The 11,771-nt window shown below is 68.0% G+C and carries 11 protein-coding genes; 5 read left to right on the top strand and 6 right to left on the bottom strand.

Translation table 11 applies throughout. The features are described 5' to 3' along the window. Positions 1 to 9: 9 nt before the first annotated feature. Positions 10 to 1,566, bottom strand: coding sequence for a DUF4331 domain-containing protein (locus tag ACXJLH_RS16030; RefSeq protein ID WP_457321829.1), 1,557 nt, complete (start codon positions 1,564 to 1,566; stop codon positions 10 to 12). Between the two features lie 143 nt (positions 1,567 to 1,709). Here ACXJLH_RS16030 and pbpC point away from each other — a divergent pair, with 143 nt between their 5' ends. Next, positions 1,710 to 4,037 carry a penicillin-binding protein 1C gene (pbpC, locus tag ACXJLH_RS16035; RefSeq protein ID WP_457445176.1) on the top strand — a complete coding sequence of 776 codons (2,328 nt, stop codon included), beginning with the start codon at positions 1,710 to 1,712 and terminating at the stop codon, positions 4,035 to 4,037. A 93-nt stretch (positions 4,038 to 4,130) separates the two neighbouring features. Here pbpC and ACXJLH_RS16040 read toward each other — a convergent pair whose 3' ends face one another. After that, a complete protein-coding gene (locus ACXJLH_RS16040) occupies positions 4,131 to 5,057 on the bottom strand; it encodes a hypothetical protein (RefSeq protein ID WP_457445178.1) in 927 nt (308 codons plus the stop codon). 256 nt (positions 5,058 to 5,313) lie between these two features. On the opposite strand from ACXJLH_RS16040, the gene ACXJLH_RS16045 reads away from it, so the two are divergent. The 3 genes from ACXJLH_RS16045 to ACXJLH_RS16055 are packed head-to-tail and all read left to right on the top strand — an operon-like array spanning position 5,314 to position 6,186. Next, the gene (locus tag ACXJLH_RS16045; RefSeq protein ID WP_457445180.1) at positions 5,314 to 5,532 is read left to right on the top strand and encodes a SlyX family protein; all 219 of its coding nucleotides are present in this window, start codon (positions 5,314 to 5,316) and stop codon (positions 5,530 to 5,532) included. Positions 5,533 to 5,554: 22 nt separating this feature from the next. After that, a complete protein-coding gene (locus tag ACXJLH_RS16050) occupies positions 5,555 to 5,809 on the top strand; it encodes a hypothetical protein (RefSeq protein ID WP_457445182.1) in 255 nt (84 codons plus the stop codon). A gap of 53 nt (positions 5,810 to 5,862) precedes the next feature. After that, positions 5,863 to 6,186: a hypothetical protein gene (locus tag ACXJLH_RS16055; protein ID WP_457445184.1), complete on the top strand. Its 324-nt coding sequence runs from the start codon at positions 5,863 to 5,865 to the stop codon at positions 6,184 to 6,186. Positions 6,187 to 6,211: 25 nt separating this feature from the next. Here the strand turns inward: ACXJLH_RS16055 and ACXJLH_RS16060 are convergent, their stop codons facing one another. Beyond that, positions 6,212 to 6,706: a cupin domain-containing protein gene (locus ACXJLH_RS16060; RefSeq protein ID WP_457445186.1), complete on the bottom strand. Its 495-nt coding sequence runs from the start codon at positions 6,704 to 6,706 to the stop codon at positions 6,212 to 6,214. Positions 6,707 to 6,735: 29 nt separating this feature from the next. Here ACXJLH_RS16060 and recQ point away from each other — a divergent pair, with 29 nt between their 5' ends. Next, the gene (gene recQ / locus ACXJLH_RS16065) at positions 6,736 to 8,625 is read left to right on the top strand and encodes a DNA helicase RecQ (protein ID WP_457445188.1); all 1,890 of its coding nucleotides are present in this window, start codon (positions 6,736 to 6,738) and stop codon (positions 8,623 to 8,625) included. 11 nt (positions 8,626 to 8,636) lie between these two features. Here recQ and ACXJLH_RS16070 read toward each other — a convergent pair whose 3' ends face one another. From ACXJLH_RS16070 to ACXJLH_RS16080, 3 genes are all read right to left on the bottom strand, one after another. Further along, positions 8,637 to 10,688, bottom strand: a complete 2,052-nt coding sequence (locus ACXJLH_RS16070) for a hypothetical protein (protein ID WP_457445190.1) — start codon at positions 10,686 to 10,688, stop codon at positions 8,637 to 8,639. Next, on the bottom strand, positions 10,685 to 11,218 hold the full coding sequence (locus tag ACXJLH_RS16075; RefSeq protein WP_457445192.1) for a PEP-CTERM sorting domain-containing protein: 534 nt from the start codon (positions 11,216 to 11,218) through the stop codon (positions 10,685 to 10,687). The genes ACXJLH_RS16070 and ACXJLH_RS16075 overlap by 4 nt, the downstream gene beginning before the upstream one ends. Before the next feature lie 132 nt (positions 11,219 to 11,350). Beyond that, positions 11,351 to 11,626, bottom strand: coding sequence for a hypothetical protein (locus ACXJLH_RS16080; protein ID WP_457445193.1), 276 nt, complete (start codon positions 11,624 to 11,626; stop codon positions 11,351 to 11,353). Positions 11,627 to 11,771: the final 145 nt, after the last annotated feature.

The following is an 11,771-nucleotide window of genomic DNA, read 5'->3' on the forward strand; positions in this document are numbered from 1 at the left end:
TGGAAGGGTTCACTTCGCGCCTGGCTTGGGCGTGTTGAGGTACGGGAAGCCGGGCAGCAGCGGCACCACGGCCTGGTCGACGCCGTCGTGAAGCTCCAGCGAGGTGGCACCCAGCGGCACCACGGCGCGGGTGCAGGCCGGGCCGAACAGCGCGCCGCCGTTGTTCAGCCAGCACAGGCCACCCATGACGGCGGCCAGCGATACGTCGACGATGTCGTCCTTGGGCCGGCGGCCATTGGGGAAGCCGGCCAGGTCGGGCGGGTTCTCGCCATCGCGCAGGGTGCCGACGATGCCCAGGCGGTTCTGCATCGCAAACGGCCGCGGCGCGATGGCAGTGTTCAGGCGCAGCATCTCCGAGCCCACCACATTGGCCGGCTGGTTCACGCCAGGGATGCCGGTCAGGAAGGTCGTCACCAGGTCCAGGCGCGGCAAGTTGGTGGGGGCGGCGTTGCCGATCGGCAGCACGGCCGACAGCAGGGCCGGCAGCGTCGGGTTGGTGACATAGGTGGCGAACTGCCCGTCGCCCGTCGGCGCCGAGGCGTTGAACCTGTCCTTGTCGGGCAGGCCGATGACGACCTCGTTGACCAGTGGGTTGCCCAGCCGCGAGACCTGCACCCAGGCGCCGCCTGTCTTGACGGCCGTGTCGTAGCCGCTGGGCGGTGCGGCGTTGACGATCTGGCTCTGGCGCACGCTGGCCGTTGTCCAGCCGCCGATGACGGTCTCGTTGCCCTGCGTGAGGCAGCTCTTGTGCACCTCCAGCGCGAGCGAGGTGACGTTCTTGTCCTGGATGGAATTGACCGCCGCCGCGTTGATCAGGCTGCGGTTGGTGATGACGCCCACGTCGGCATTGACGAGGTCGAAGATGGGGCCGAGATTGACCGCGAAGGCCTCCTGGCGCTGGCCGACAAAGACCTTGGCCGGGAAGCCGCAGCCGGGCAGGCTGACGCTGTAGATGTGCTGGGCGGCATAGGCCGGGTAGTCGGCAATCGTCTTGGTGCCGATGTTGTCCACCGGCTTGTCGAACCAGGTGCCGCCGGCAGGGTTGGCTACTGGGCTGGCCGTGCCGGTGCGGCGGTCGCCGCGGATCAGGGTCAGGGCGAACTTCTCGTTGACGTTGAGGGCTGCGGCATTGGGCGCGCTCACCGTGCCGGCCTGGGTCAGCGGAATGGGCACGACCTGGTTGCCGATGGGCAGGGTGATGCCCTTGAGCGTGTTCATGAACTTGAACTGGAAGGTGATGTCTTCCTTCGCATCGCCGTTGTTGTCGACGTGGATCTCGTAGATCGCGTTCGGGTCCAGCTTGAAGTAGTTGGGGCCGCCATAGGCATCCTGCAGCGGCAGGTAGTTGGCGATCAGCGTCACATAGCCGGCACGGCCGCCGCTGCCGTTGGCGGCCACGCCTTCGTAGCTGTTGAACAGGTAGAAGTCGGTGCCGTCGACGCGCGGCATGCCGCCAATCGACGGGGCCTCGCGGTGGCTGGAGGCCTGGGCCGTCAAAGCGGCCAGGCCGGCGAGGACGCTGGCGGTGATGAGCGCTAGGGTCGGCGCGCGGGTGGGCAGTTTCATGGCATCTCCTGTTGGACGGGTCGTGGGTGGAACCGCAAACAGATGGACACAACCAGCGCTGCGGCCTTGTCTTTACGCAGCGCGGGCGGGCTGGATGCAATGCAAGCTAGGGGGGCGCTTCGGCTATCGTCTTCGGCATGCCGATGCGCATCACCCGTCGACACATCGAACTCACGCTTGCCGGCCTGCTCGCCGTCGTGCTGGTGCTGGACTTCGCCTGCCCGCTGCCCACGCCTGCCAGCGACTCGCCGACGCTGACCGTGCTGGCCGCCGACGGCACGCCGCTGCGCGCCTGGCCCGGTGACGACGGCGCGCAGCGCCACCCGACGACGCCGCAAGCCGTGTCGCCCAACTACACCGAGGCGCTGTTGCACTACGAGGACCGCTGGTTTCGCTGGCATCCGGGCGTGAACCCGGTGGCCCTGGTGCGCGCGGCCTGGCAGTGGGCGCGGCATGGGCGCATCGTTTCCGGGGGCTCGACGCTGACCATGCAGGTCGCACGCCTCGTGGACGAGCGAGCGGCGGGCCGGACCATTCCCGCCAAGCTGCGCCAGATCGCCCGTGCGCTGCAGCTGGAGCTGCACTGCAGCAAGCAGGAGATCCTGACGCTGTACCTGAACCTCGCGCCCATGGGCGGCCCGCTGGAGGGCGTGGAGACGGCCAGCCGGGCCTACCTGGGCAAGGGCGCGGCGGACCTGTCCAAGGCCGAGGCCGCGCTGCTCGTCGCGTTGCCGCAGTCACCGACACGGCTGCGACCGGACCGGGCTGTGCAGGCCGCCCAGACGGCGCGTGACAAGGTGTTGACGCGCATGCAGACCATCGGCATCTGGAGTGCTGCCGACGTGGCCGACGCCAAGCTGGAGCGCGTCTTTGCGCCACCGCTGCGCGCGCGCTGGCTGGCGCCTCTGGCGGCCGAGCGACTGCGCCAGGATGCCAAACGCCACGGTCAGACGGCGGCGACGATCCAGACCACGCTGGACGCCGGTCTGCAGGCCCGCCTGGAGCAGCTGCTGACCGACCGGCTCAACAGCCTGCCCGACGCCGTGTCGCTGGCGGCCCTGGTCGTCGACAACCGCACGCTGGAAGTGCGCGGCTACGTCGGCTCGGCGGACTTCACCGACGCGCGCCGCGGGGCGCACGTGGATATGGTGCGTGCCAAGCGCTCACCAGGCTCGACGCTCAAGCCGTTTCTGTACGGCATGGCGCTGGACGAAGGGCTGATCCATTCCGAGAGCCTGCTCATCGACGCGCCGCAGAACTTCGGCGGCTATGCGCCGGGCAACTTCCAGGCCGATTTCTCCGGTCCGGTCAGCGTCAGCGAGGCGCTGCAGCGCTCACTGAATGTGCCGGCCGTGGACCTGCTCGACCGCCTCGGCCCCGAGCGCTTTGCCGGCCGGCTGCGCCACGCGGGCCTGAGGCTGCGCATGCCGGCCAATGCGGCGCCCAATTTGAGCCTCATCCTCGGCGGCGGCAGCACCTCGCTGGAGGAGCTAGTCGGCGCCTACACGGCGCTGGCGCGCGGCGGCATCGCGGCCCGGCCGCGGTTGATGCCCGACGAGCCGCTGAAGGAGGCGCGGCTGATGAGCGAGGGCGCCGCCTACATCGTGCGCGAGATCCTGGAGAACGGCGGCCGGCCCGGATCACCCTTCCGCGAAAGCGGCCAGCGCGTGGCCTGGAAAACGGGCACGTCTTTTGGCTTTCGCGACGCCTGGGCCCTGGGTGTGACGGACCGCTACACCTTCGGCGTGTGGATAGGCCGGCCCGACGGCACACCCAACCCCGGCCACTTTGGCGCCAACTCGGCGGCACCGTTGCTGCGCGACCTGGCGGCGGCGCTGGGCCCCGACGAGGCCCGCCAGCAGCTCGCGCCGCGCCGCCGGCCCGACAGCGTGGCGGCCGTGCCCATCTGCTGGCCGATGGGCCTGGCCGAAGCCGCCACCGAGCCCGCGCTGTGCCTGCAGCGTCGCATCGCCTGGACGCTGGACGGCGCCGTGCCGCCGACGTTGCCCGACCGGCTGCGACCGGGGCCGCTGGCAGAGCCTGTCTGGGTGGCGGCGGGCCAGCGCGTGCAACCCGGTTGCGCGCCCGAGGCCGAGCGTTTTGAGGCTGTGCGCTGGCCTGCGCTGCTCGGGCCTTTCCTCGATGCCGAGCAGCGCCACCCGCTGGAGCGCCTGGCCTGGCGACCGGGCTGCGCCAGCCAGCAGCTGGCAGCCAACCGGCTGCGCGTCGTGGGCCTGGAGCCGGGCACGGTGCTGCGCCCGGCGCCGGGTCAGCGCGACGTTGTGCTGAAGCTGCAGGCGATCGGCGCGCAGCAGGGGGCGACCTGGCTGCTCGATGGCCAGTGGATGGCCGCCAGCGCCGTCGCTTCCGCCGCGCAGACCCTACGCGTGGAGCGCGCGGGTGCCCACCGGCTGACGGTGATGGATGGGCTGGGGCGTTGGACGAGGGTAGAGTTTCAGATGGCGCCTTAGCCGCAAATCAAGGCCGGTGACAGCACCTGGGTCTTTTAGCTTCCTTCTACTGGGGCATTTGGCGGCGCTCCGAACCTAGCCACGAGCGCCACTTCAGACGCACAACATGTGGCGCGCCTCCGGCGACAGGGCCTTGAGCCAGCGCTTGTCGATGCCGGCCAGGGCTGATTTCGCAGTGTTGCTCTGCTCGCCCCCCCCGCTCGCGCAGGCCGCCTGCGCGCCGTCCAGTTGACGGGCAATTTCCGGTCGAGTCCTGACCTTTGTGCGGGTCGGCCCGAAGAAGTTTTGCAGCTCCACGTTCACCTGCTCCATGGGAACTTGCAGGACTTGGGTCCCGGACTCAAGCGTCGCGGAAAAGGCGACGCTCCGGTACCCCACGTGGTTCAGTTCGAACTGGTAGCTGCCAGGCGGAAGTGCAATGTAGAAGGCTGCATTGGCCGGTGAATTCACCAGTGCCGTCTTGCTCTGCAGCGCGTAGATCAGAACCCGTGTTTCTGGTGTGCGCAGCTGTTGCGGCCCCTCCAGGAAGACCCAGACGCCGGCCCTGCGCGGCTCGGCGGGAGCTTCCTTGGTCTGCGCGTTGGCGCTGGGAAACAGTCCGAGCACCGCGTCAGAGAGAGTGAGCTTAGCGGGCACCTCGTTGGCCGCCTTTGGGGGTTGGCCTGCCGCGCCGTCGACGTGCAGATTTGTCGATTTGGGAGGCGCCACTGTCATGCCCACTGCAGCCAGCACTCCCATACCCAGGACAAAGGCCTCCTTCGGTTCCCGAGGCTTGTAGACGAACACCATGAACGCCGAGACCAGGCAGAAGATGAGCAGCGCGAACATGCTGAGGTAGCCACTCGTCACGTCTCCCGACTCGACCATTTCGCGAAGCGCGATGCCGGTTTTGCGCAGCGCAGACACCTCTTCATTGCGAACACGGTCGAAGAAAGTCGTCACCGCAGCGGCCCCAACCGCCGTGACGTAGATCCCGATGGCAGGATTGCGGTTATCAGCAGGTGCAGGTGGTTTAGGCACGATGGATCTCCAGGAAAGTTTGCTTCGGCACGACGGCCAATTCATCGCCGTCGCCCAGTCAACGAGCGCCTCTTGACCTTAGATCGCCCACCTGCCAATTGCATCCGCAAGTCTGAGGAGGCGTAACCGTCAACGCCTGCGGGCAAGAGAACGGCCGATGACGGCTGCGGAGCGGCAAAGGGTTGAGACGGCTGCTGCTGCAAACCAGTGGACCATCGACGCGCGCAACCCCGCCTAAATGCGCCACCATATCGTCATGGATACCCTGCAAGCCCTCGAACAACGCATCACCGAGCTGGAGATCAAGGCCAGCTTCACCGACGACACGGTCGAGCAGCTCAACCAGGTCGTCGTGCGCCAGCAGGAGCAGATTGACCGGCTGGTGCGCGAGCTGGTCGAGCTGCGCAACCGCGCCACGGCGGCCGAGCCGGGCGAGGCCCGGAATCTGCGCGACGAGCTACCGCCGCATTACTGACTACCAAGCTGGAGACCTACGCATGAAGAAGAATCATCGACGCGGTTTCACCGCGCAGAAGGACTCGGAGCGGTACGCCTTCAGCCCGATGGATTGCACCTCGCGATATTCAGCGCTGGCGGGCCGCACGGTCGGGGCGGGTTGGGGAGGTGACAACAGCAACGGCCATCGTGGCTACGCCAAGGCGAAGCGTGGCGGCAAGAAATTCGTGAACAGCCGCATCCGGTTCCACGAGAAAGCTGCTCTGCGGCGCCTGCCCACTGACGCCGAGGAGTGAAGCCGCTCTTCACGCAATAGCCCCTTCACTTACTCAGGAACTCAAGGCGCGCCATGGAGTCATACACGGTTCGCTGCCTGTTTCGCTGGCCGTTGCGTCCCGATCAGCGTTTGGCCTATCTGTACGAAGAGCGGATCACCTTGTGGTCTGCGGGTAGTTTGGACGAGGCCATCGCGCTTGCGGAGCATGAAGCCAGCGCATATGCCGATGCCGGCATCGAGTATTTGGGATTCGCCCAGGCCTACGCCTTGGTCGAGCCGCTGCCCGGTCATGGGGTGGAAGTGTTCTCGCTGCTTCGGGACAGCGACTTGGCGCCCGAGCCGTACGTTGACACGTTCTTCGACACCGGCACCGAGCACGAGCAGCGATCAGGATGAAGGCGGTTTTGTGGGGAGCGGTGAGTCACGGCTCACCGTCCCAGTAGTCCAGCCCCGCCTCCTTGCGCTGCAACAGGCGCAGGCCCGGCGCGAAAGCACCCACCTTGCCCGAATCCGGGTAGACACAGATCTCCGGCTCCTTCTGCGTGCTGATGCTGATGTAGTGCAGCGGCGCGTCCGAGGTGTTGATGATGTGATGCGGGTACTCGGGCCCTGCCGGGATGTTGATGGTGTCGCCGGCGCGGATGGGCACCAGCTCGCCGGCGACGCGCAGCGTGCCCTCGCCCTGCAGCACGATGAACATCTCCTCCTCGGCGTAGTGGAAGTGGTAAGGGCAGCCCATCTGACCGGGCGCCAGGATGTCGAAGCTGGCGCCCAACTGCTGGGCGGCGGTGCCTTTGGATAGCGACGTGGTCTCGGTGTCGTAGCGCGGCGGGCGCACAAAGCGCTCGCGCGGCGCGTCATTGAAATTGCGGATCAGGCGCTCGCGCAATTCGGCGGCTTTATCGGACGGGGGCATCTGGAAGCTCCTGGGACAATGGCGGCTGAATGAATCCGCCCCTGCATCTTCCCCAAGCCTCCGACGACCTGCAATCCGCAGCTCACCAGGTCCTGTCAGCAGTATTCGGCTACACCGCCTTCCGCGGCCAGCAGGCCGACATCGTCCAGCAGGTGGCCGCCGGCGGCGACGCGCTGGTGCTGATGCCCACCGGTGGTGGCAAAAGCCTGTGCTACCAGGTGCCCGCCATCGTGCGCCACACCCGCCAACAGGGCGTGGCCATCGTCGTCAGCCCGCTGATCGCGCTGATGCACGACCAGGTCGGTGCGCTGGAGGAGGCCGGCGTGCACGCCGCCTTCCTGAACTCCAGCCAGACCGGCGAGGAGGCCAGCCGCATCGAGCGCGAGATGATGAGCGGGCGGCTGACGTTGCTCTACGCCGCGCCCGAGCGGCTGACGACGCCGCGCTTCCTGGCCCAGCTGGCCTCGCTGCACGAACGCGGCCTGCTGTCGATGTTCGCCATCGACGAGGCGCATTGCGTCAGCCAGTGGGGGCATGACTTCCGCTCCGAGTATCTGCAGCTCAGTCTGCTGCACGAGCGCTTCCCCGATGTGCCGCGCATCGCGCTGACGGCCACCGCCGATGACCTGACGCGGGCCGACATCATCCAGCGGCTGCAACTGCAGGACGCACGCGTCTTCATCAGCAGCTTCGACCGGCCCAACATCCGCTACCTGATCGCCGAAAAGACGACCTCGCCGCGCGACCAGCTGCTGCGCTTCATCAACGACGAGCACGAGGGCGAGGCCGGCATCGTCTACTGCCAGAGCCGCAAGAAGGTCGACGAGACGGCGGCGTGGCTGGAGAGCGAGGGCATCAAGGCCCTGCCCTACCACGCCGGCCTGGACGCCGACGTGCGCCGCCGCCACCAGGACCGTTTCCTGCGCGAGGACGGCATCGTCATGGTGGCCACCATCGCCTTCGGCATGGGCATCGACAAGCCCGACGTGCGCTTCGTCGCCCACCTGGACCTGCCCAAGAACATCGAGAGCTACTACCAGGAGACCGGTCGCGCCGGCCGCGATGGCGCGCCGGCCGAGGCCTGGATGACCTATGGCCTGGCTGACGTCGTCAACCAGCGCCGCATGATCGACGACAGCCCGGCCGACGAGGTCTTCAAGCAGGGCCAGCGCGGCAAGCTGGATGCGTTGCTGGCGCTGGCCGAGGCGACTGACTGCCGGCGCGTGCGGCTGCTGGGCTACTTCGGCGAAGCGTCAACGCCCTGTGGCAACTGCGACAACTGCTTGAACCCGCCGCAGACCTGGGACGGCACCGAGGCGGCACGCAAGCTGCTGAGCTGCATCTACCGCTTCCACCAGCGCGGCGAGCGTTTCGGCGCCGGCCACCTGATCGACGTGCTGCGCGGCAAGGCGACCGACAAGACCAAGCAGTACGGCCACGAGAACCTGTCCACCTGGGCCTGCGGCGCCGACCTGTCCGAGCAGCAGTGGCGGGCGGTGCTGCGCCAGCTGATCTCGCTGGGCCATGTGGCCGCCGAGGGCGAGTTCAATACCCTGGCTCTGCAGGACAGCGCCCGGGCGGTGCTCAAGGGCGAGGTGGAGTTGCGCCTGCGCGAGGCCGAGGAGAAGAAGCCGCGTGGCAAGTCAAAGACGTCGCGTGCCGGTGCCAAGCCCAAGACGGACCCCGCGCTGGGGCTGGACGCCGAGGGCCACGAGCGCTTCGAGGCGCTGAAGGCCTGGCGCTCCGAGGTGGCCAAGGAGCATGGCCTGCCAGCCTATGTGATCTTCCAGAACACGACGCTGGCGGAGATGGCGCGCGTCATGCCCGGCGATCTCGTCGAACTGGGCGAGATCAGCGGCGTGGGCGCCAAGAAGCTCGAGGCCTATGGCCGCGAGATCCTGCGGGTGCTGGGTCGCTAGCCTCCTGCGATTCAGGTCGTCGGGACGAAGTTCGTCACGATGGAGCCGTACTTGGGCTTGGGGCCGCCGCTGCGCACCAGGATCAGCACGGTGAAGCTGAAGCGCTCACCGCCGGCCACGTTCTTGAAGCCGCTGGGGTACTGCATCTCCACGCAGCTGTCGGACAGCGAAACCAGGCAGCCGAAGTTCTCGCTGAAGCTGTTGTCCACGATCTGCGCCGGCAACTGGTGAGCCAGTTCGTAGGCCTCCCCCACGCCCTTGATCGCGTCGACGATGCCCTTGAAGTAGTCGAAGATTTCCTTGAACGACTTGGCCTCCTTGGGCGGCTTGAGTGACTTGCCCAGCGAAGTGAGCGCGTTGACCGCCGAGGCGCCGATCAGATAGGCGTCCGAGCCCGCCATCTCGGCGGCGCTGGTGTTGGTCAGCTCGATGGTGCTGTCGGGATAGTTGTAGGCATAGGGGCCGAGCAGAGCGGCGCCCGCGCGCACGCCTTCGATCACCAGCGTCTGGGTCAGCAGCTTGTCGAGCAGGTCCTTGGCGATCAGCAGCGTCATCATGTTCTGGATCTGCGACAGGCCTTGGCCGTACATGCCGTCGATGAGCTTGCCGATGGGCCCGAGCGCGTTGAGCAGGCCGGACAACAGGAACTGCGGCGAGGCATAGGCGCCCGCCGCCTGCGGCCAGGCCGTGAGCGTGCGGCGGCCGTCGGCCGACTGCGTGGCCGACAGGGCCTTGATCGCCAGCGCGGCCGCCGACTTCGAGTCGGGCCCGGGCACCGACAGGACGGAGGTCGACACCTGGGTCACGGTGCGCTCGGCGATGGCACGCATCGTGATCGGCATGTCCTGCGTGAGCAGGCGGTTGAGCAGCATGGCGTTGGTCACCAGGCCATGGGCGCTGGGCTGGGCGCCGGGGGCCTGCAGCTGGGCTGCGATGCCGGCCAGGTCCGCCTGGTACTGGGTCAGCAGGGCGGTGTTTTCGGCGTCTGTGCCGGTGGTGGAGCGCAACAGCGCCGTGATCTGCGCGAGCTTGGCCTGCAGCTGCGCCACCGCCGCGGCGTAGACGGCGTCGGCGGGCGTGCCGGTCAGGCCGCCGGCGCTGAGCTTGGCCGCGTCGGGCACGAAGCCGGTGTCCGGCGCATAGGGGCTGCCGAAGTAAAGGGTGTTGGGGTCGATGTGGTTGCCTGTGTCGGCAATGGCTGCCTTCAGCGTCGCCACGGCGGCGTTGTCGCCGCGGGCCACCGCGTCGCGCAGTAGGCCCAGGTTGCTCACCAGGCTGGCCTGGTTGGCCGACAGGTCGGCAAACTGGCCGGAGTTCTCCGACTGGCTGTTGTTGGCCACGACGACGAAGTCCACCCGCGTCTGCAAGCCGCCCAGCGTGGCTTGCAGGCCGAAGCCGCCGCGCGTGTCCGCCGAGGTCAGGACCTGGTTGCCGCTGACCGTGGGCAGTGCGCCGAGGGAGCCACCGGCGGGTGCGATCACCTGCAGGGTCAGCGCCGGCGGCGGGTTGATGGGATTGCCGCTGGCGTCGGTCACCGTCGCTTGGATGACCAGGTTGCCACCCGCGCCAATCACGCCTTGATTGAGCGCAAGACTGATGCCGGTGGGCACGGCGCCGCTGGCGCTGAAGCTCCACACCATCTGGTTGAGCTGGAAGGCCTGCAGGCGGTCCTGGCGCAGCGTGATGGTGCCGGCGGGCGTGAGGCTGGCGCCGGCGGCGATGTCGCCCACGCTCACGTCGCCCTGCACGATGGTGGTGCCCGCACCTGCGGCGGTGAGCTGGGCCTTGAGCCCGGTCTGCGCCGTCGCGCCGTTCTGCACCGTGATGCGGAACTCGTATTCGAAGAGGGTGCGGCCAATGCGCTTCTCACTCAGCTTGGTGAGGCCGGTGACACTGGCGGCGGTGGCCGCGTTGACCGCGAGCGCCTGTGCTCGCGGTGCCTCGGTGGGCGTGGCCGAGGGTGACGGGTCCTGCCCGCCGCCACCGCAGGCGCTGAGCAGCAGCGCGGCGGCCAGGCTCGGCAGCCAGCCACGGCTCCGGTTGCGGATACCGGCGGCGCTCATGCCGTGTCTCCGTTGCGGCGGCTTGCGCGCCACAAGCCCAGCGCGAGCGCGCCGGCCAGCAGCAGCGCGTACTGCGCGGGCTCGGGCACGACGGTGGTCTGGCCGCTGGCGACGACGGCGAAGTTCGCGTCCAGGATGTCGAAGTTGAGCGCACCAGGCTGGCCTGCACTCAGGTAGCTGAACTTGACCACCCAGCCGGCTTGCGACTGACCTGCGGTAAGGCCCGGGGCGGGCGCAGGCAGCAGGCCGTCAAGATAGCCCGCCGAGGCCAGCGCCGTGTCGGGCTGCACCACCAGGCTGTCCCAGGCGGCAGGGGAGGCTTGCAGCGTCAGCATGCCGAAACTGGTCTCGGGGAAATAGACGCTGAACTCCGACACGCTGGCCGGTGTGCCGTCGGCGTGCAGCGTGAACGCCACCTGCCAATCCGTGCCGCCCAACCATTGATAGACGGCATCCATGCTGGCGGCCTGTGCAGGGCCGCAGGCCAGGGCAATTGCGAACAGACCACTGGACCACTGAACGGACTTCATCGACATTCCCCAGTTGCGCAGCCGCGCCCACACGGGGGCTTGCGATGGGGCCGATGCTAGGCAGCCAGTCACTGGCCACCATCCCCACGCTTGGGGAAAACAGGCCTTCGCGGGCCTGTGATTCGTGGGGGGTCAGCAGACAGCCGGTGCGACGCAGGCGCTGGCAACCTGGGCGCCATCGGCGGCCTTGTCACGGTGGCCCACGACGACGACGCGTGGCAGCTGCTGCACTTCGGGGGTGCTCACGCCGCTGATGACGACGCGATCCAGCTTCACGACCTCGGGAGCCTCGGCCGGGACCGTGATGGTCATCCAGGTGGCGCCGGTCAGCGCGATCAGTGTGACGAGGACGGCGGCGCTGACGGCTTGCAGGCGGGTACGGGCGGTGGTGGTGCTGATGCGGTTCATGATGCGTTCCCTTGGTGTATGGCCGCCAGTGTGTTGGCGAGGGCGCTTCCGATCTAAGGGTTTGCGATAGGTCGCGGTTTTTCGCGGATGAATTGCAGTTGGCGCGGATAAGCACTCCTCACACTTGAGGGTGTAGGCGCGCTCG

This window comes from Roseateles sp. P5_E4 (assembly GCF_054049255.1).